Genomic DNA, 20,244 nt, shown 5'->3' on the forward strand with positions numbered 1-20,244 from the left:
TAGTATGTCTTTGTTTTTCACTGTGGCATTGGCCCAACAAGAGTTTCTGGATCTACCCTTTCTTTAAACCAATTCATACGCCAATCGAGATGAGGCCCTGTAACTCTTCCGGTCGCCCCCACCGTCCCCAATAGGCCTCCTTGCGCCAAGAAATCACCAACTTTCACTGATACACTGTCCATGTGCAAAAATGTTGACGACAAACCGTGCCCATGATCAAGAATAATAGTTCCGCCGGAATAATAGAGATCGGGTTCAGCTAATGTCACAATGCCGGGAGCAGGAGCAACAACAGGCGTCCCTACAGGTGCTGCGACATCTACACCATAATGCGGACGCTTGGGAACGCCGTTAAAAACGCGCTGACTTCCATACACACCGGATATCCGCCCCTTAGCGGGCCAGATAAAACCCTTGGCATACATAGGTTCATCAAAGTTTGATGTTCTTGCTTTGGCAACAATGGCTGCATCACGGCTTATGCGATCTGAGACCTCTTTCGGTGGCAACACATACTTTTGGGCAACGCCTTCTATTCGCTGAATTGCATAGTCGCGTTTTTTAATTTTATAGTTTTCGACATGAATATCACCATTCGGCTCATGAACACTCAGTTCAACGCTTCCCTCGGTATCTCGCCCAAACCCAAAAACAAAATCCCCTTGTTCCGAAACCTTTAATACTTCTGTGTTCAGGAAAACCTTTGTACCACTTGGTACTTTACCAATAATGATCCCGCCTTGAATAAACTCTCCTTGTATAGAATAGTTTTCATCAGAAAATGCGGCAGACACCACTCCTGAAATCGTGGCTAAAAGTATAAAGAAAAAAGTAAGTAAAAGCCTCATTATAACAAGCTTCCTTGGGCATTATCTTGTGTTTCAGATCTCTTTTTCTTCGGTGTTTTTTGGGGTTTTGATTTTTGTGCCTGAGAACCAGATGGACCACCAATACTATTGGTGCTACCAGCCAGAGCCTCAACAACAGCATTATCCGCGAACTCGATATTTAGTTTCGTGCCATCGCTAATATCAGTAGCTGCAAGAACATTCCCGTCGGCCCCTCGAACAACAGAGAAACCACGCTTTAAGACATTCTTATAGGAAACGCCTTCAAGAACACGGTCCAATGAGCTGATTTCATTCTTTGCGCGTTCCAGACGTAGAGCCGTTGCAGATGCCATACGTCGGCCGGAATCAAGTTTTTCCATTTCGAATTGACGTAAGGGAACAATCTGTTCACTGGCTCCCGAAAACCGATCGCTCAATGCTGATAGTTGGTGCGATGCCAATAAAATTTGCTGCTTCGGATGGGGTAATCGCGCTGAGAGTTCGGACAATTCAGATGTTTGATGACGTAAAAAGCCTTTCATGGCATTACGCATACGTTCTACTCGATCGTCCAAACGTTGGGTCTTTTCCTCTATCAAACGCCTCGGATCCGGAAGGCCTCTTGCAAGTGCTTCGACTTGCATCCGGCGCTCTCCCATCAAACGATTTGCGCCAGCATAAATCCGTCGCCCGATGTTCTGAACCTCGCCGATCAACTCTGCCCGCACTGGCACGGCCATTTCAGCCGCAGCTGTCGGGGTAGGCGCACGTCTGTCAGATGCAAAATCAATCAACGTTGTATCCGTTTCATGCCCCACAGCAGAAATCAGCGGGATTTTGGAATTAGCCGCGGCTCTGACCACAACTTCTTCGTTAAAGGCCCAAAGATCTTCGAGGCTACCACCACCACGCGCAACGATCAGCGTATCCGGGCGCAGGATATCACCATTAGGATCCAATGCATTGAACCCATCAATTGCTCTGGCAATCTGCTCTGCTGCTCCGTCACCTTGAACCAACACAGGCCAAACCAAAACCTGTCGAGGAAAGCGATCCGACAACCGGTGCATGATATCACGAATAACCGCCCCCGTAGGTGACGTTACAACACCAATTACCTCTGGCAAGAACGGGATAACGCGCTTGCGGTCATCTGCAAACAACCCTTCGGAAGCCAGCTTTTTTTTACGCTCTTCCAAAAGCTTTAGCAGAGCGCCTTCACCGGCAACTTCCATACTATCAATAACAATCTGATAGTTAGACCTTCCGGGGTAACTGGTAATTCGACCGGTAACGATGACTTCCAGACCGTCTTGAGGATCAACAGACAGTTTACTTGCCTGCCCTCGCCAGCAGATCACACTCAAAACAGCATTCTCATCTTTCAGAGACATATAAATATGCCCTGATGCCGCACGCTTCAGACCTGAAATTTCCCCACGGACACGTACGCGATCAAAACGGGTTTCAAGTTCCCGCTTGATAGAATTGGATATCTCGCTAACGCTTAATGCAGGCGCATTATTCCCACGTGTCTCTGTCGGGTTACTTGGCTTACCAGCAGGTTTTGGCGTTGCTGATTTAACTTGGGGTGTAGAAAACAAATCATTCATTCCGCTATCCTAAACATCCACCCCTGCAAAGTCGACAGAGCAATCGTTGTTTACGCGGTATTTTCTTGTCTCTTTGATGAAAACAAATCCCCCCGTAATGATCAACTTCGCAAACGGTGCCTTTAACAAAACTTTTCCCGACAAGTTCTGGTATTTTGAGAGTGGATAGGGCATAAGCTTGCCAGATTAATTGACCCTAATATTCGGGAGCATAAAATGAAAATTCTCGTCGTTGGATCTGGTGGCCGTGAACACGCCCTGTGCTGGTCTATAGCCAAGTCCCCCCTGTGCGAAAAGCTTTATTGTGCCCCCGGAAACGCAGGTATTTCCGATGTTGCAGAATGTCTACCCATCAAGGCCGGAGATCTGGATGGCCTGATTGCCTTTGTACAACAGAATGACATCGACTTTGTTGTCGTTGGTCCGGAAGCTCAGCTTGTAGACGGCCTGGTCGATCGCATGAACGCTATTAATGTTCCCGCCTTTGGCCCAACAGCCGCAGCAGCCGAGCTGGAAGGATCAAAAGGCTTCATGAAAGATATCTGCGCGAAGTACAATGTACCGACCGCCAGCTATCAACGTTTCACAGATCTTGCCGCTGCAAAAAATTACCTCGACGAACAAGGGGCACCAATTGTGATCAAGACCGATGGTCTTGCGGCTGGTAAGGGCGTTACCGTAGCCATGACATTGGAAGAAGCTCACACAGCCGTTGAAGAAGCACTATCCGGGCGCGCATTTGGTGCCGCAGGAGCAGAAGTTGTCATCGAAGAATTTATGCAAGGTGAAGAGGTCAGCTTCTTTGTTTTGACCGATGGCGAAAATTATCTCCCTCTCGCATCTGCACAGGATCACAAATGTGTTGGCGAAGGCGATACCGGCCCGAACACAGGCGGCATGGGTGTTTACTCTCCGGCGACAATTTTGACACCGGAACTTGAACAACAGGTTCTCGAACAGTGCATCAAGCCGACAATTGAAGGCATGAAATCAGAAGGCCACGTATACAAAGGCGTTCTCTTTGCTGGCCTTATGCTAACCGAAACAGGACCACGATTAATAGAATATAATGTCCGCTTTGGTGATCCTGAATGTCAGGCACTTTGTCTTCGCCTTAAATCAGACATCCTCCCTGCCCTCTTGGCTTCAGCACAGGGAAACCTAGAGGATATCAAGCTCGAATGGCATGATGAAACAGCACTGCTGGTCGTCATGGCTGCAAAAGGGTACCCAGCATCCTACGAGAAAAACACTGTCATCAAAGGTGTCGAAGACGCAGGTTCTGACTCAGCCGTTACAGTTTTCCATGCTGGTACAGCCAGAGGTGATGACGGCAGCCTGCAAGCTGTTGGTGGACGCGTACTGGGTGTAACTGCTTTGGGATCTGATATCAAAGAAGCACAGGAAAAAGCCTATCAGGCCGTGGATAAAATCTCATGGGATCAAGGTTTTTGCCGTCGCGATATCGGATGGCGAGAATTGGCACGTAGCACCTGATTGGTTACTCGAAGTAATATGAAACTGTATTTGTAAAGATACAAGGTTTTGCGGCTTATCGGCGGCTCTGAAAAAAGGCCTTGAGGATTTCTGCGCATTCTTTTTCACGAATCCCCCCGTACACTTCGGGGGCGTGATGACAGGTTGAATGCTCGTAAACTCTGGGACCATGATCTACACCGCCGCCCTTGGGATCATATGCACCGTAGTAAACCCGCTTGATACGGGCAAAAGAAATTGCCGTTGCGCACATCGGGCATGGCTCTAACGTAACATAGAGATCACAGTTTCTCAGTCGGGCACTGTTTTGCTGCTCTCCCACAGCACGTATTGCAAGAACTTCAGCATGCGCAGTCGGATCATGATCGCGTTCGACACGATTATGTGCTTGCGCCAAAACCAGCCCGCTATCACGATCAACAACCACCGCCCCAACAGGCACTTCACCAGCCTCGGCAGCCTTTTGGGCTTCCTCCAAAGCAAGTGCCATAGCTTCGCCTGGCTTCCTACACATCTTTGATTTCTGTTTCAGTTCCATAGTAAAGAACTCTCATTCGAAATCATGAATTGGTCAAGCAGAAGAACAACGGATCACCTCAAAGATCACAATTGCATAGGACGTTTGTTTTATTCACAGTGGACAGAAGCCAAAGTCGAGCATACATTCCGGCCATGACAAACTCAAAATCAACACGACCTAATCGCCAGAAACCCGGCCCGAGTTCCAAAAACCAGAACACAAAAGGCCCAAGGGCAGAAGACAAAGCCTTTAAGGGAAAAAGCGTCAATCGCCCTTACAAGGGGAAACCTTCTGGCAAAAATACACAGCACGAAAGCAAACCAGCTGTGGAAACAATCGAGCTTTCTGATAAGAAAGAGCGTATTGCCAAGGTTATCGCACGCGCAGGACTTTGCTCCAGACGTGATGCAGAACGCTGGATTGCGGAAGGTCGTGTCAAGCTGGACGGTAAAGTACTGGAAACACCAGCAATTGTTGTCGGACCAGACAACATCATTGAGGTTAACGGAGAGCTTCTTCCCCAGCCTGAGCGTCCGCGCCTGTGGAAGTATCACAAACCTAAAGGACAAATTACGGCAGCGCGGGACCCCGAAGGTCGAGCCACCGTTTTTGATAATTTGCCAAAAGATCTCCCCCGTCTTCAACCCGTTGGACGGTTGGATTATAACTCTGAAGGCCTTCTTCTCTTCACCAATGACGGTGGCTTGAAGCGTAAAATGGAGCTACCGGCCACAGGGTGGACCCGTCGCTATCGTGTCAGGGTACATGGCCAAGTCGACGAGAGGCATATCAAAACCCTTGCCGAGGGCATTACAATTGATGGTGTTCACTACGCCCCGATCGAAGCCAGTATTTCACATCAGGCCAAAACTAACGCCTGGATGTTAATGTCTTTGAAAGAAGGTAAAAACCGCGAAATCCGTCGCGTCTGTGAGCACCTTGGCTTGATTGTAAACAGGTTAATCCGAATTTCCTACGGTCCTTTCCAGCTCGGAGAGATTGAACCCGGCGATATTGTCGAGCTTCCTGCGAAGCTTATCCGGGATCAATTCGGTCTTGAGAACAAAAATAGCAAACCAAAGGACCCGGATAAACAAAAAGACCCGAACGGCAAGCAAAACCGATCAGGCAAAAAGCCGCAAGGCAGGACTGGCGGAAAACCATCAGGCAAACCTACAAATAAGAAAACGGGTCCTGCTCGCGGAAAACCCACATCAAACTCACGTGGCAAGCGCCTTTAAAATGGTATTTGGCAAATGGTGTTAATATGAGGATTGTCGGGGGTAAACACAGAGGACGATCTTTAACCTGTCCAACAGGGAAAACCGCGCGACCAACGCTTGATAGAACACGCGAATCGCTCTTTAACATTCTTTTACAGGGCGATGTCAGTAAAGGCTTGTTGCCACAGGGGACAAAGTCACTACTCATTGGCCAACACGTTCTGGATGTCTTTGCCGGGACAGGCGCTTTGGGTCTTGAAGCCCTTTCACGCGGTGCGCAAAAGGTCACCTTTATAGAAAAAGCCACGGATAGTCTCACAGCCCTCCGGGACAATATCAAAAACCTGAAAGAACAACAGACGACCCAGGTTATTCAAGGCGACGCTTTAACACCGCCAAAAGCGCGTAAAGTCTGTTCTCTTGTTCTTATGGATGCCCCCTATAATCAGGATCTGACCAACCCAGCAATCACCGCACTGGACAAAGCAGGCTGGATTGCCAAAACCGCCCTGATCGTGACTGAGTGTGATTCAAAAGAAAGCATCACAGCTCCCGCTGGTTTCGAAGAAGTCGATAATCGAAAATACGGCAAAGCCAGAATTTTCTTTTTCTTGAGGGCTTGATTTAACTAGCCCAATGAGCCGTCTGGGCTTTTAAACTTTTTGCAGCCATTGCGTAACCGCCGTCGGCACCATCGATGAAGTGGATATGTTGTGAATGGTGTAAATCAAGCAACAGGCAAGTCATCAATGCTTCGTTAGAAACGTGTGTGCCATAGGCAATTTTGCCGTTGGCCTGTTCTCGTTCCAGATAGGTATGAAGTTCTTTGATGACCTGTAAATCACAATCCAAAACCATCCGCACCATATCATCAAATTTCCTGAAATCAGAATTATTGCGTAACTCTGTGAGATAGGTTTCCGGTTGATAGGGGCCTGACTTTAAATTTATAAAATTAGCAACCCGCAAATAAATCTTTTCAAAGAGAGACTTCAAGGTAGGCCATATGTGGGTTCCTCTCCCCTTGCTGGCAGCAAACTTTTCCAAAAAAAAGTTCTCAAAAAGCCCTCTGAGTTTCATATGCTGAATTTTCACAGGATTTATATCTGAATTTCCCTTGTTCAGAATTTGTTCTATATTATCAACAATACGTGGATATTCGTGATCATGAACCGCATGCACTAACAGTGTAATGATCTGTCCATTAACAGACTTCAAAGGCTGCCAGTGACAGGAAAGCCCTTCCAGATTAGGTAACCGTGTTACAGTATGCAGCTTGCAAAACTCTCCGGTTTCATCAGCTTTTATAATAGAATCGGCCAAGGCCAATCCGCCACCATTGAATAATGCGAGGCTATTGCCGGGTGATAACTCTAACCGAGCAACTTGAATGTTTTTACCACACTCTTTGATGTGTGAAACAGGCACACATCCGACCCTTAGCTCTAAATCGTAAAAATCCTGACCAAAGCTTTTTACAGCAAGCAATTCGTCAATCAAGGCATCGAGAGCATCTGATGAACAGAGCAGAGATGCGCCATCTCCACCAAAAACAAAGGGAATTGTTGCGCCACCAACCGTATTAAAGACCGCTGTAATACACGCGGCCCCCAGCATGTTAATATCTTTATAGCGCCCAGCTTCTATAGCTTTGGTAGAGCTGACAACATCCGTGACAATCACCCACCAATCATCAGGAACTTCTTGATAATAATCATCATTAAAAGCATGGAAGAATCGTGTTGCTGGTTTCAGGCTTAAAAAATCAAAACTCACGAAGTTCTCCCGGTGTGATGTGTTCCTGAAAAGCCTTTTGGTATTACCCGGCAATGAACACGCAAATGGTTCATCCCGACAAGATCATGTTTATAGATAGGAACGATTATCTTCTGGAAAAGAGCTTTTCTATATCAGCAAGCTTCAATTCAATATAAGTCGGGCGTCCGTGGTTGCATTGACCGGAATGCGGCGTCACTTCCATTTGTCGCAACAAGGCATTCATCTCTTCCCCGTTGAGGCGTCGCCCGGACCGAACAGATCCATGACATGCCATCGTCCCCAGAACCCGCTCAATCTGTTCTTTCAGGGCCAGCGTCTCCCCGAGCTCTGCAAGCTCATCAGCTAGGTCCGTCACCAAAGCCGCTGCGTTCGCACGCTCTCCAAGGATTGCAGGGACTTCGCGAACAACAACCGCGCCAGCCCCAAACCCTTCCAGCACTAGTCCCAACTCTGATAACTCATCAGCACGCTTGACCAATCTGTGAGCAGCATCTTCATCCAGTTCGACAACCTCTGGCAAAAGCAGCATCTGGGTTCTAACCCCCTGCTCAGCCATCTGTGCCTTCATCTTTTCAAGAACCAGCCTTTCATGGGCCGCATGCTGATCAACAACGACAATTCCGTCTGCAGTCTGCGTTATGATATAATTTTCGTGGAATTGCGCCCGCGCAGCCCCCAGAGGGTGGGACGCATGATCAAAGTTATCAACATCCGTATTATAACTTTGAGATCCCGCAGTCTCCCCGTCCCATTCCATCGGATTTTCTGAAAGCCCAGATGGAAAATGTTCTTGCCTGGCTTGCGGAATAAAATCTTCTGCGCCGGGTAAGGCAGATTGTACGTGTCCCATTTGTCCTTCTGATAAAGGCGCATGGTAATCCATAACAGCATCAGACAAGCGTCCGGAAGGATAATTAACTGAAGGCCTGGGTTGCCACGTGTAGTCAGTGCTAGGTCGTGAAGACGTATATCCTCCGCTTTGCTCCCCTCTTGCCCGCGCAGCTTCCAGCATTCCCAAAGCAGCATTTCCAACCGATGTTGAAGCTCGGTGTCCTGCTTCTGCAAGCGCATGTTTACAGGCACCGACAATCAAACCACGCACCAAAGCAGCATCTCGGAAACGAACTTCTGTCTTGGCCGGATGTACGTTCACATCAACCATTTCAGGCGGCAGTTCCAAAAACAAAGCAAGAAGAGGATGCCGATCTCGTGCCAAAAAATCCTGATAGGCACCTCTCACCGCACCTTGCAATAACCGATCCTTCACCGGGCGACCATTGACAAAAAGATACTGGTGCTGTGCATTTCCGCGATTGAGTGTTGGCAATCCGATATAACCAGACAGTTTCAAATACTCACGCTCAGCTTCAATAGGCAGTGCGTTTTCTTCGAATTCACGCGCCATGACAGAAGAAAGACGCTTTAATCTGACTTCGAATAAATCACCGCTACTGGCTCGCAATCTAAGAATCGTTCTTTTCTCATCGGAGAGGGAAAAACCTACTTCCGGATTGGCCATGGCCAGACGCTTTAAAACATCTTCGGCATGACTGACTTCCGTTCGGGCAGCTTTTAGAAACTTCAGCCGTGCAGGAGTTGCAAAAAACAAGTCCCTGATTTCAACCCGCGTTCCAGCATTACATGCTGCGGGTTGAGGATCAGTAACGACACCACCTTCGACCTTAATTACCCAGGCATCTTCGGCATCCGCTTCGCGACTTGTGATCTGAAGGCGAGCCACAGCACCAATAGAAGGTAAAGCCTCTCCCCGAAACCCAAGTGTTTTGATGTGAACCAGATCATCACTGGGAAGTTTTGACGTAGCATGGCGTTCAATACAAATGCCAAGTCCTTCACAGCTCATGCCACAACCATCATCTGTAACCGAGATATAGCTGCGTCCACCATCACGCATCACGACGTCAATATTACGAGATCCTGCATCCAACGCATTCTCAACCAACTCTTTAATCGCCGCAGCGGGGCGTTCGATAACTTCACCAGCAGCGATCTGATTAACAAGGGTGTTGGGTAGACGACGAATAAGCACTGAAAAATTCCTGATCAAAAAATGTCAGACAATAGTGAGCTATTGAAGCCTGTAAGACAACAAGCAACCACAAAAATCACTCATCCAAGGAACAAATAATCAGAGATCTTTCAGCATGCGGCGGGCGAGAACTTTTCCCTGTTCGACAGCAGGTTGATCATAGGGGTTAACCCCCAGAAGATCAGCTGTTATGACAGTTTCCAACATAAAGTGCATGGTCAAGGCACCCAAAGTTTCTTCATCGATTTTATTCAGTAGAAATTTCCGGACTGGACGCCCATTTTTTGACAAAGTTTGCGTGGTTGCTTCGGCAGATACCGTGAGCAGATCCCCGAGTGTCCGGCCCCGGAGGTAACTCAGTGAATCTTCGCCCTTTGGCAAAACAGAATCAACAGGCAGCCCTGTCCCCTTGGCATCATGATAGATCATAGTGAACATCTTGTCCTGAGGACCATCCAGATACAGTTGCAGTTGGCTATGCTGGTCGACGGTTCCAAGCGCCCGAATAGGGGTCGTTCCCTTCCCCTCTTTACCCAAACTTTCTGCCCATAACTGATTATACCAGAGCCCAAGATCTGCGAGTCTGTCCTCATAAGGCATGATAACAGTTTGGCGAATACCACGCTGGCGCTGTAAACCAGTGGCAATGGAAGCACCCACAGCCGCCGGAATGTCTTCCATTTCAGCACCAGAGAAAGCCTGATCAACGACTTTCCGAGCGCCGTCTCTCAAAGCAGCAGCATCCAAGCCAGCAATCATCGCTGGAAGCAACCCGACCAGAGTGAGAATGCAAAACCGTCCACCTATCAATGGATTTTGGTCAAGGCATTCTAGCCCCAAATCTCGGGCAAGTTTTCTTAACGGGTTCGGGCGAGGTTCCGTGATAACAGTAACCCGTTCAGATAACTTGTCAGGTCCATACTCCTTCTGGAATATCGGCAACAAAGCCATGAATTGGGAAACTGTTTCTGCGGTTGACCCGGACTTGGAAACAACAATCAATCCAGTACGGGAAATATCAAGATGCTTTAAGAGAACATCAAAACTGTGCGGATCTATATTATCAATAAAATGAAGATGGGGACCTCCGTTAATCGGTCCAAAAGCACTGGTCGCGAGACCATAAAGTGTCCGTCCACCAAGGGAAGAGCCACCTGTCCCCAAGACAATAACATCATCACAATTATCACGATAGGAAGAAACAACCGTTTGACAGGTGACAAGATCATCTCGTTCACCCGGAATTGTCAAAAACGGTAAACGTCCATTGTCTTTGTCGTCTTTAAGGCGAGCAAGACTGGCTTTGCATCCCTGAAGTTGCTCTTCAAAAATTTTCTGTTCCAAACCGCCTTCACCTAGTGTTCTGGCAAGGCAAAATTCTGCATCGTGCGTATAAGACATTGTTTCTTTTATCTATCAAAAAATAAGAGATTAGTATTACCGATTTGTTGTTAACATCGAAAGCCTTCATCCGACAAAAAACTACTATTAGGGCTTTTGCCATAAAAAGAATCTTTATGGAGTAACCGGTAACGGTGCCTCTTCCTCTATTCCAACAGGACGCCCGGCAATAACCACAGTCAATGCATCTGCATCAAAAAGCTTTTTCGCTACCCGTTTTGCATCAGCCAAAGATACCACCTCCAGATACTTGTTCCTCTGATCAAGATAATCAATTCCAAGATCATTTAACTGCATAGCCAGAAGGATATTTGCAACCCGCCCGGTACTGGTAAAGCTAAGAGGAAAAGAACCTGTTAAATAGGTCTTGGCATCACTCAGTTCTTGCTCACTTGGTCCTTCTTCAGCCATTAAAGACCATTGTTCTTTCATAATTCGGATTGTTTCCGCCACCCGTTCATTTTGCGTTGCAACAGACGCCATAAGCAATGGGGCTTGATCCAAGAGGGAAAGATAGCTCCCTACCGAGTAGGCCAATCCTCTTTTTTCTCGAACTTCCTGATATAAACGGGAAGAAAAACTACCGCCCCCAAGAATATGATTCACAATGAAAGCAGCGTAATAATCAGGATCATCACGAGAAATGCCTACTTGTGTCATTAGGACTTCGCTCTGAGGAATATCTTCGTCCAGAATGACGGTTCCGCCTGTAATTGCGGGCCTCGCACCGGGAATCCAAAATGGTTTCGCTCTCAGGGCAATCCCTTCAAAAGCCTGATCCAAAAGTTGGCCTAGTTCAACGGCATCAATATCGCCAACGACAGCCACGGTAATATTGTCGCGGGCAATGTTTTCTCTCAGATACTTTTTCATATCCGAAACAGCTATGTTCTGGAGACTATCAAGCGTACCATCATTTGGTCGACCATAAACATGACTGGGATAATAGAGATCACGTAAAGTACTCTGGGCTTTGTACCCCGGATCATCCTGCCGTTGCTTTAGAACGAGTGAAATTTGTGTTCGAATACGCTCAACAGGCTCACTATCGAACCTTGGTGCTGTCAACGACAGATTCAGCAACCCAAATGCTTCGGCCATGTGTTTTTTCAGAGTGACGAGCTCACCACTAAAGAACTCACGCCCGGCATCAAAGCCTAGTGAAATCGACGAATCATTCAGTTTGGCTTGAAAAGCTTGCGAATCAAGATCGCCAGCGCCCTCATCGATTGTTGCCGCAACAAGGTTGGCTAGACCTTCTTTACCATCGGGATCAACGGATGATCCTCCGGTAAAAGCGAACTTCATAGAGATAATCGGATTACTGTGATCTTCGATAAGCCAAGCCTTTATACCGCCCGGGCTGGTTACCTCAGTGATATCAACCGCAAAGGCTGAAGAAAGGTTATGAAAGATCAGCAAGATTGATAGAACAGAAGTAATTCCAAATTTTACAGGGGGTTTCATTATTTGACCTCCTCTGCTGGTAACAGAACACCCGTTACAGATTGGTTCCTGATAAAGATCTTTTTTAATAAGCTATTGATCTGTTCAGAGGTAACCGCAGAAATACGTTCAGGCCAGGCTTCAATATCTGCAACAGTTCCGCCTGTTGTCAAAGTACGTCCAATAACATTCGGGGCCGCCGAAAGTGAATCTCGAGCAAAAACAGCCGCGTCAACCATGCGAGTTTTAGCCTTACTAACCTCATCCTCGGTTACGCCTTGTGCAATTAGTTCAACGAGCTCTTCGTGCAACCGCTTCTCTGCAACATCAATTTCAACACCGGGACGTGGAGAAATATAAAGCGTGAAGGTACTCAAATCATAGGCATTAGGGCTATAGGATGTTCCAACAGATGCCGCCAACTTTTCTTCAATAACCAATTTTTTATATAGCTTGCTTGTAGCTCCAGAACCAATAATTTCATCCAACACCTGAAGAGCATAAGGATCGCTATTCCCAGCCGTTCGATAACTCGGGGCGAGATATCTGATCGTAACGGATGGATTTGTAACCAGATGACTTTCTTTAATAACCCGTCGGGCAGCATTCTGAGGCGGTTCAGAAATTCTGGTTCGTGCAGGAACATCCCGTTTGGGAATAACGCCGTAATGTTTCTCCGCCAGAAGCTTAACTTCCTCTGTAGTAACATCGCCTGAAATAATAAGAACCGCATTATTGGGCGCATACCACTTTCTGTAGAACGAAAGCGCCGTTTTCGTATTCAAAGCTTCAATTTCATGATCCCATCCGATAATGGGAATACGGTAGGGATGATTAAGAAACAAACTAGCCCGCATAACTTCCCCAAGTTGTGCTCCGGGGCTATTACCGACACGGCTCCGTCTTTCTTCACGAACCACTTCTCGTTCAGGCAGAACTTTCTCATCATCAAGAATCAACCCTGTCATTCTATCAGCTTCCAGTTCCATCACCATTTCAAGACGATCTTTAGCTACAGTTTGATGATAGGCAGTATAATCCCATGACGTAAAAGCGTTCTCCTGCCCTCCATTCTTAGCAACCAATGCAGAAAATTCGCCCGATTTGAAACGTTTGGTGCCCTTGAACATAAGATGCTCAAGAAAGTGCGCATTACCTGATTCACCAACGTCTTCGTCCGCAGCTCCGACTTTATACCAAAGCATCTGTGTGACGATTGGCGCTCTGCGATTGGGAACAACGACGACCTCAAGCCCGTTATCCAGCTTAAACATCTCTGGATTAAAGACAGCACCCTGAACGGGCGATAGAAGCAGCAAAAAGCACCAAACAATAACCTTACAACAGACGACACGTTTAAATATGGAAAGCATTTTCAGGACAATCAGAATGTTTTTAAAAATTGCATTGAACATAACCGCAGGTGACGGAAAACCACAATCAAGCAGTAGCATTCATGTCCCAATAATCTGGCAAAACTAGGGCAATGAAGCCAGTTTTTAACCCCTATCCCATGAAACAAAAAAAGCTCCGACCAAATCGGAGCTTTTCCGGTCAATAGAATTCACACAGTATCAGAAAATATTATCAAATACCCCTTCAAGCGGTGCTTCTCGTTCAATCACAATACTCTCGGTTTCACCTTTACCACGTGTACCAAGAGCCGCGTTTTCCTGAATACGTTTAGCTTCTTTTACCGGGTCAACCACACTGTTAGGTTTTGGCTGATCTTTCCAAAAAATCAGTGTATCAACGACCCGATCACTTTCAGAATTAAGCTGACGTGTCTCACGATCAATAAGTAAGCGAATATCATCAGGTGCCTCATCTGCACCCGCAGATTCCAGCAATGCCATTTCACCATCACTACGACCAGCTTGTTCCAGTGCAGAGTTTTTCTGAGGCCCCGCAGTACCGTCAAGATTAAAGACAGCACGTTTGGCTTGTCCCTGGGCAGAGCCTTCTTGGGGACGAAGTGCACCCGGACGAGGCGGAGCCAAATTATAATCAGGCGGAAGACTAAGAGGTGCACGAGACACGACCCTAAACTCATCGGGCGCACGCTTTCCTAGTCCAATCTGTTCTTTCAATCCATCACTACAGCCAGTGATAATCAGGGAGAGAACAACCAACCCAAAAAACTTGATATTTTTCATGCTTTCGATCCGCATCCTTTTTCAAGGTTTCTACTTATTACCCTTAGATGGCGTCAAGAACAAGCCATCATAGAGTAAAACCATGACCCCGATAAAAATAAAGCTGTCCGCAAGATTAAATGCAGGCCAGGGATTAAATATCCGCCAAGGCAGGAATGATATACTGAAACTCAGAAAATCAACTACACCAATATGAACAAACCGATCAATAACATTCCCTATTGCGCCGCCGCTAATCAACCCGACTGACAAGGCAATCATCTTGCCTGGCTCTTTATAAAGCCAGACAAACAGTGCAATCACTATAGCTATGGCAACCCCGGCTAAAAGAAAGGGCCTCCATTCGGAATCACTACCAAACAACCCAAAACTCACCCCGGTATTATACGCCAAAACAAGGTCAAAGAAGCTTGTGACTTCAATGACTTTGGGCGGGTTCATGACTTCAAGCAATACATACCACTTGCTAGCCTGATCAATTCCAGCAATCAACAGAGCAAGTATCAGAGCCCGGAGAATCATCAAATCACCTATGCTTTATAAAGACGCAGCCAGAACGCTCGCACAACGACTACAAGTACCTTCAGCATTGGGGTGACTTCCCACATCAGGAAGTACTTTCCAGCAACGCTCACACTTGTCACCTTCGGCACTATCGACAACAACACCTACGCCATCCACTTCGTTTAAGCGATAAGCTTCCTGTGGAGCATCAGCTTCGACCAATTCAATCTGTGACGTAATACAGATATCAGCCATATCAAGATCACCGATAGCTGAAAGTAGTTCTGGGCGGTTGATATAGACCGCTGGACGCGCCTGAAGACTGGAACCGATTTTTTTCTCGGCTCGCAACACTTCAATTGCCCCGGTCACAACACGGCGAACTTCGCGCACATTGTCCCAGCGTTCTGCCAAAGCATCGTTTTTCCAATCCACGGGAATTTCAGGGAAAGTACGTAAATGCACAGATTCAGCTTCATCTGTTTTGCCACGTGCCAACCATGCTTCTTCTGTTGTAAAGCATAAAATTGGTGCCAGCCATGCGGTCAAAGCATCGAAAAGCGTATCGATAACGGTACGGCATGCACGGCGTTCCAGTGTATCCACGCCGTCGCAATAGAGTGTGTCCTTGCGAATATCGAGGTAGAAAGCCGAGAGATCAAGCGCACAGAAATTATGCAGCGCCTGGAACATCGCATGATAGTCATAATCAGCACATGACTTTCGAACAATCGTGTCCAACTCGGTCAGACGATGCAGAACCCATTTTTCCAGTTCAGGCATCTGCTCCGCAGGCAAGCGCTCGGCATCGTTAAAGCCATCAAGACTTCCCAGCAGGAAACGCAGCGTGTTTCTCAGACGACGATAGGAATCCGCCTGATACTTCAGAATTTCATCACCAACGCGCAAATCTTGTGAGTAATCAGATGCAACCACCCAAAGACGCAGGATATCTGCACCGTATTTGGCATTGATTTCCGCAGGCGCCGTAATGTTGCCCAAAGATTTGGACATCTTGCGGCCTTTGTTATCCAGAACAAAGCCATGGGTTAAGACAGCATCATATGGGGCACGACCACGCGTACCAGCAGATTCCAATAAAGAAGTATGGAACCAGCCACGATGCTGATCCGACCCTTCAAGATACAGGTCCGCCGGCCACTTCAATTCCGGGCGAGCTTCAAGCACAAAGCTGTGAGTTGACCCAGAATCAAACCAAACTTCGATGACATCCTGAATTTGTTCGTAATCATCCGGGTTGTATTCGTTGCCAAGGAAACGAGCCGGAGGACTGTTAAACCAGGCATCACCACCCTCTTGTTCAAAAGCATCGACGATACGATCAATAACTTTTTGATCACGCAGAGGTTCACCCGTCTTCTTTTCCATAAAGATTGGCAGTGGAACTCCCCACACTCTTTGGCGAGATACACACCAGTCCGGACGCCCTTCAATCATCTTGTAAAGACGGGTTGATCCTTTTTCAGGAATGAAACGAGTATCATCAATCGCTTTAAGCGCCTTATCCCTCAATTCATTGGTTTCCATTGAAATAAACCACTGAGGCGTCGCACGAAAGACCAATGGCGCTTTGGAGCGCCAGGAATGCGGATAGCTATGACGCATTGATCCCTTAGCCAACAAAGAACCTGATTCAATCAGGGCTTTGATCACACGACCATTGGCATCACCTGCTTTACCTTCTTGTGTATAGACACAGGCACCAGCAAAAAACGGAACGTGATCATAATAAACGCCAGCCTCGTCAATCATCATCGGAACTTCCAGCCCGCGTTGACGACCGAGTTCGTTATCATCCGCACCATGACTTGGTGCGATATGCACAAACCCTGTACCAGCATCATTTGTAACAAAGTCTGCGTTTAACAAAGGCACTTCATAATCATAGCCGCCATCAGCACCTTCAAGTCCATTAAGAGGATGCTTGATCTTGACATTCGAAAGATCAGAAACCGTACCAACTTCGGTCCAGGCCTCGATCTTGGCATCAAGCTTAACCTGCTCGGCCAGCTCTCTGTTCAATACAAGGCGTTCACCAATTTTGGCAATACTGTTTTCGCCAAGCTCAGTAACTTCATAAACGACATACTCAAACTCTGCGCCACAAGCGACAGCCCTGTTTGCCGGGATTGTCCATGGTGTCGTCGTCCAGATGATGATCGATGCGCCTTCAAGTAATGTGTCATTACTGCTGGCAATAGGGAAACGCACCCAGATCGTTGGCGATTTCAGTTCGTGATACTCAACCTCGGCGTCGGCCAGAGCAGTCTTCTCAACAACCGACCACAGAACTGCCTTCGTCCCCATGTAAAGGCCCTTGTTCATCAAGAACTTACCCATTTCCTTCACAATCAGGGATTCTGATTGGTAGTTCATGGTTTTATAAGGTTTTTCCCAATCGGCTTCGATACCCAGACGTTTAAATTCTTCGATCTGAATGTTGATCCACTTGTCAGCGAACTCACGACACTCTTTACGGAATTCAACCACGGGAACTTCGTCTTTATCCTGACCACGTTCGCGATAACCTTCTTCAACTTTCCATTCAATTGGCAAGCCGTGGCAATCCCAACCCGGTACATAGTGTGCGTCTTTACCCAGCATCTGTTGAGAACGGTTGATCACATCCTTGAGAACTTTATTGAGGGCGTGCCCCATATGAAGATGACCATTGGCATAGGGAGGGCCATCGTGAAGCGTGAATTTCTCACGACCTTTACTTTGAGCACGCAGCTTTTCAAACAGCCCAATATCCGCCCAGCGCTGTAAAATTTCTGGCTCTTTTTTGGGCAAGCCAGCGCGCATTGGGAAATCAGTCTTGGGGAGAAAAACAGTGTCTTTATAGTCCGTGCTCATGGAGCCACTCTTCCGTATTTAATAATTATGCCGTTTTAACAATTATATTTGTTGTTCATCTGTTGCCTAAACAACGGGATCAATTGGGTGATCAGGCAAATCCAGTAATAGCTTACGTGCTTGATCACTGTCTTTTTTGATCTGTTCAGTCAAGGCTGTCAGGCCATCAAACTTCTTTTCAGGGCGCAGATATTCCACGATTTGCACCCGAAGGTCCATATCATAAATATCTTCGTCAAAATCAAAGATAAAAACTTCTAGATTAACGCCTTCACCATCAATCGTCGGACGCACACCAATGTTTGCTACACCATTGTACCAATAGGTTAATCCGAAACCTTCAACACCGGCTTTGGCAACACGCACGGCATAAACACCCAGACTGGGAACAAGATAATGTTCCATGGATAGATTCGCAGTTGGAAAACCAATGGTCCTTCCGCGCTTAAATCCACGCATTACAGTGCCATCAATTTCCCAGTAGCGACCGAGAATTCTTGCTGCATCTGATGGTTTACCCGCTTTGAGATATTCGCGAATACGCGATGATGACAACACGACGTCGTTTTTATCTTCCACCAATGTCGCAGCAGTCACGCCAAAACCATGCTCTGTCCCCATGGCTTCAAGAAGGGCGGCATTGCCTTGGCGATCTTTGCCAAAACAGAAATCCCCCCCAATGACCAAATGTCTAGCCCCAAGATCACGTACCAAAGTCTCTAACACAAATGATTCGGCTGACTGCTTGGCAAAATCGAGAGTGAAATCCTGAATATATACGTGATCAACCCCAACCTTTTTCAAAGCATGTGCTTTCGCAATCATTGGCGTCAATCGAAAGCAAGGTTGATCAGGCTTAAACAGTGATCGAGGATGAGGCTCAAAAGTCAAAACAGCCAAAGGGCGATTCAATTTTTCCGCAATCATCCTTGCCTGACGAATCACAGCTTGATGCCCCAAGTGAACGCCATCAAAGTTGCCAATGGCAACAACGGCTCCCCGCGCATCATCCGGTAGATTGGTGAAGTTATGAAAAACTGCCATTTATTAACCTAGGCTTTCAGCCTCTGAGCTCCAGAAATATTCTCTAATGCAGACGACGACAGATACTCACGGCGGGTTTCTTACATTGCAACCGCACCATAGATGCATCCGAAAGGCCTATGAATACTAGGTCAAAGGCTGCTTGAAAACAGCCTTATAGTTTTTTTATCAAAAGATCTGGCAATCAGGGTCCTATTGGTCACGCGAAGACACCATAACGATTGCTTCACCATCAAGCACATCTTTTCCTCTGACCTGGCAAAGCGTTTCCAGAATAACGCGTTTTTTGGATACCATTATTTCTTTCACCCGCACAATAGCCGTAACAGTATCACCAATTCGAACGGGCCCCTTGAACCTGAGGGATTGGGAGAGATAAATACACCCCGGTCCCGGTAGTCGTGTGCCTAAAACGGTCGAAAGGTAAGATGCCGTGAGCATTCCGTGCGCAATACGCCCTTCAAAAACACTCTTCTTTGCGGCCTCTTCATCAATATGAACGGGGTTGTTATCGCCGGACACTCCTGCAAACAAAACAATATCAGCTTCGGTAACTGTCTTGGAAAACGAAGCTGCCATTCCCTCACTCAGATCTTCAATGTAATACCCTTGTTGCCCGAACATAAGCTCTTCCCTTCGCCGCAGGTCTATTTTTAAGTTTATTATTCAAACGCTCTTGAGATTTGTATTATTGTTTCTCAAAAATCGTTTTTTATATAATTTCACAAAAATTACGTCTTTTCGCATATGCAAACAAGTATTATTTTGCACTGCACCATAATGAATTAAATAGACGAACAGCCTTTGGCAGTTTTTTAATAATCAGCTAAGATGCAAGCATCTTTTATATAAAGGTTTATCCAGTGCGACCATTCATTAGGACACTTACAATAATTTCAACCCTACTAATGCTCACAGCTTGTGGCCCGAATAAGCAGGCAAACCTGATAACAAGTACTTTACCTGCAATTTCCCCTGAAAGTGCTCGTGTATATTTTTACCGCTCCCAAGTTCCTTTTCTCGCAGCCATCGAACCTGAGTTCCTGGTGAATGGAAAGTCCGTGGGGATAGCTAAAATAAATCAGGTTCTTTACCGTGATGCCGAACCCGGCAACTATGAAATCAAAATATCATCTGATATCAAGAACCCAATATTGATACTCTTGAAACCGGGTGAGGCACGTTATTTTAAAGCTTATGGCACAACGTCAGTTATCCGTAGCCATCATGCAATCAAAGAAATTCCGGAAGACCAAGCCCTAAAGGAAATTCAGGGGCAAAAGCTTTTAGCCCCTTGATCAAAA

General features: G+C 46.8%; 17 protein-coding genes. 4 read left to right on the plus strand and 13 right to left on the minus strand.

The window, feature by feature from the left end:
- Positions 1–17: 17 nt before the first annotated feature.
- Both D9A03_RS13645 and xseA read right to left on the minus strand, forming a co-directional pair.
- Entirely contained in the window at positions 18–794 is a 777-nt protein-coding gene (locus D9A03_RS13645) for a M23 family metallopeptidase (protein ID WP_254055050.1), read from the minus strand.
- 53 nt (positions 795–847) lie between these two features.
- On the minus strand, positions 848–2,443 hold the full coding sequence (gene xseA, locus D9A03_RS13650; protein WP_120497781.1) for an exodeoxyribonuclease VII large subunit: 1,596 nt from the start codon (positions 2,441–2,443) through the stop codon (positions 848–850).
- 216 nt (positions 2,444–2,659) lie between these two features.
- Between xseA and purD the strand changes: the two genes are divergently transcribed.
- Positions 2,660–3,940, plus strand: coding sequence for a phosphoribosylamine--glycine ligase (purD, locus tag D9A03_RS13655; RefSeq protein ID WP_120497782.1), 1,281 nt, complete (start codon positions 2,660–2,662; stop codon positions 3,938–3,940).
- A 55-nt stretch (positions 3,941–3,995) separates the two neighbouring features.
- Here purD and D9A03_RS13660 read toward each other — a convergent pair whose 3' ends face one another.
- Positions 3,996–4,454, minus strand: a complete 459-nt coding sequence (locus D9A03_RS13660) for a nucleoside deaminase (protein WP_254055051.1) — start codon at positions 4,452–4,454, stop codon at positions 3,996–3,998.
- A gap of 158 nt (positions 4,455–4,612) precedes the next feature.
- On the opposite strand from D9A03_RS13660, the gene D9A03_RS13665 reads away from it, so the two are divergent.
- A complete protein-coding gene (locus D9A03_RS13665; protein ID WP_120497783.1) occupies positions 4,613–5,701 on the plus strand; it encodes a pseudouridine synthase in 1,089 nt (362 codons plus the stop codon).
- Between the two features lie 26 nt (positions 5,702–5,727).
- Positions 5,728–6,306, plus strand: coding sequence for a 16S rRNA (guanine(966)-N(2))-methyltransferase RsmD (rsmD, locus tag D9A03_RS13670; protein ID WP_120497784.1), 579 nt, complete (start codon positions 5,728–5,730; stop codon positions 6,304–6,306).
- 1 nt (position 6,307) lies between these two features.
- Here rsmD and D9A03_RS13675 read toward each other — a convergent pair whose 3' ends face one another.
- From D9A03_RS13675 to D9A03_RS13720, 10 genes are all read right to left on the minus strand, one after another.
- Positions 6,308–7,459 (minus strand): DUF3095 domain-containing protein, encoded by a 1,152-nt coding sequence (locus tag D9A03_RS13675; protein WP_162938150.1) that lies wholly within the window; start codon positions 7,457–7,459, stop codon positions 6,308–6,310.
- Positions 7,460–7,565: 106 nt separating this feature from the next.
- Entirely contained in the window at positions 7,566–9,512 is a 1,947-nt protein-coding gene (gene mutL / locus D9A03_RS13680; protein ID WP_120497786.1) for a DNA mismatch repair endonuclease MutL, read from the minus strand.
- A gap of 99 nt (positions 9,513–9,611) precedes the next feature.
- The gene (locus tag D9A03_RS13685; protein ID WP_120497787.1) at positions 9,612–10,913 is read right to left on the minus strand and encodes a glucose-6-phosphate isomerase; all 1,302 of its coding nucleotides are present in this window, start codon (positions 10,911–10,913) and stop codon (positions 9,612–9,614) included.
- A gap of 114 nt (positions 10,914–11,027) precedes the next feature.
- The gene (locus tag D9A03_RS13690; protein WP_120497788.1) at positions 11,028–12,380 is read right to left on the minus strand and encodes a pitrilysin family protein; all 1,353 of its coding nucleotides are present in this window, start codon (positions 12,378–12,380) and stop codon (positions 11,028–11,030) included.
- The gene (locus tag D9A03_RS13695; RefSeq protein WP_254055052.1) at positions 12,380–13,813 is read right to left on the minus strand and encodes a pitrilysin family protein; all 1,434 of its coding nucleotides are present in this window, start codon (positions 13,811–13,813) and stop codon (positions 12,380–12,382) included. The genes D9A03_RS13690 and D9A03_RS13695 overlap by 1 nt, the downstream gene beginning before the upstream one ends.
- A gap of 120 nt (positions 13,814–13,933) precedes the next feature.
- A complete protein-coding gene (locus tag D9A03_RS13700) occupies positions 13,934–14,515 on the minus strand; it encodes a DUF3035 domain-containing protein (RefSeq protein ID WP_216825487.1) in 582 nt (193 codons plus the stop codon).
- A gap of 30 nt (positions 14,516–14,545) precedes the next feature.
- A complete protein-coding gene (gene lspA, locus D9A03_RS13705) occupies positions 14,546–15,037 on the minus strand; it encodes a signal peptidase II (RefSeq protein ID WP_120497790.1) in 492 nt (163 codons plus the stop codon).
- A gap of 15 nt (positions 15,038–15,052) precedes the next feature.
- The gene (ileS, locus tag D9A03_RS13710; RefSeq protein ID WP_120497791.1) at positions 15,053–17,896 is read right to left on the minus strand and encodes an isoleucine--tRNA ligase; all 2,844 of its coding nucleotides are present in this window, start codon (positions 17,894–17,896) and stop codon (positions 15,053–15,055) included.
- Positions 17,897–17,962: 66 nt separating this feature from the next.
- The gene (locus D9A03_RS13715) at positions 17,963–18,940 is read right to left on the minus strand and encodes a bifunctional riboflavin kinase/FAD synthetase (RefSeq protein WP_120497792.1); all 978 of its coding nucleotides are present in this window, start codon (positions 18,938–18,940) and stop codon (positions 17,963–17,965) included.
- Positions 18,941–19,132: 192 nt separating this feature from the next.
- On the minus strand, positions 19,133–19,564 hold the full coding sequence (locus D9A03_RS13720) for a MaoC family dehydratase (RefSeq protein WP_120497793.1): 432 nt from the start codon (positions 19,562–19,564) through the stop codon (positions 19,133–19,135).
- Positions 19,565–19,803: 239 nt separating this feature from the next.
- Between D9A03_RS13720 and D9A03_RS13725 the strand changes: the two genes are divergently transcribed.
- Positions 19,804–20,238, plus strand: coding sequence for a DUF2846 domain-containing protein (locus D9A03_RS13725; RefSeq protein WP_162938151.1), 435 nt, complete (start codon positions 19,804–19,806; stop codon positions 20,236–20,238).
- The last annotated feature ends 6 nt before the right edge of the window (positions 20,239–20,244 follow it).

Origin of the sequence: Kiloniella sp. EL199, from assembly GCF_900313065.1 — a bacterium.
GTDB lineage: Bacteria > Pseudomonadota > Alphaproteobacteria > Kiloniellales > Kiloniellaceae > Kiloniella.

Excerpts from the sequence above, each read along its gene's own strand:
- ileS (WP_120497791.1), bottom strand. The coding sequence starts at position 17,896 with ATGAGCACGGACTATAAAGACACTGTTTTTCTCCCCAAGACTGATTTC.
- rsmD (WP_120497784.1), top strand. The coding sequence starts at position 5,728 with ATGAGGATTGTCGGGGGTAAACACAGAGGACGATCTTTAACCTGTCCA.
- xseA (WP_120497781.1), bottom strand. The coding sequence starts at position 2,443 with ATGAATGATTTGTTTTCTACACCCCAAGTTAAATCAGCAACGCCAAAA.
- D9A03_RS13720 (WP_120497793.1), bottom strand. The coding sequence starts at position 19,564 with ATGTTCGGGCAACAAGGGTATTACATTGAAGATCTGAGTGAGGGAATG.
- D9A03_RS13695 (WP_254055052.1), bottom strand. The coding sequence starts at position 13,813 with ATGCTACTGCTTGATTGTGGTTTTCCGTCACCTGCGGTTATGTTCAAT.
- D9A03_RS13690 (WP_120497788.1), bottom strand. The coding sequence starts at position 12,380 with ATGAAACCCCCTGTAAAATTTGGAATTACTTCTGTTCTATCAATCTTG.
- purD (WP_120497782.1), top strand. The coding sequence starts at position 2,660 with ATGAAAATTCTCGTCGTTGGATCTGGTGGCCGTGAACACGCCCTGTGC.
- D9A03_RS13700 (WP_216825487.1), bottom strand. The coding sequence starts at position 14,515 with ATGAAAAATATCAAGTTTTTTGGGTTGGTTGTTCTCTCCCTGATTATC.
- D9A03_RS13715 (WP_120497792.1), bottom strand. The coding sequence starts at position 18,940 with ATGGCAGTTTTTCATAACTTCACCAATCTACCGGATGATGCGCGGGGA.
- D9A03_RS13660 (WP_254055051.1), bottom strand. The coding sequence starts at position 4,454 with ATGTGTAGGAAGCCAGGCGAAGCTATGGCACTTGCTTTGGAGGAAGCC.
- lspA (WP_120497790.1), bottom strand. The coding sequence starts at position 15,037 with ATGATTCTCCGGGCTCTGATACTTGCTCTGTTGATTGCTGGAATTGAT.
- D9A03_RS13685 (WP_120497787.1), bottom strand. The coding sequence starts at position 10,913 with ATGTCTTATACGCACGATGCAGAATTTTGCCTTGCCAGAACACTAGGT.
- D9A03_RS13665 (WP_120497783.1), top strand. The coding sequence starts at position 4,613 with ATGACAAACTCAAAATCAACACGACCTAATCGCCAGAAACCCGGCCCG.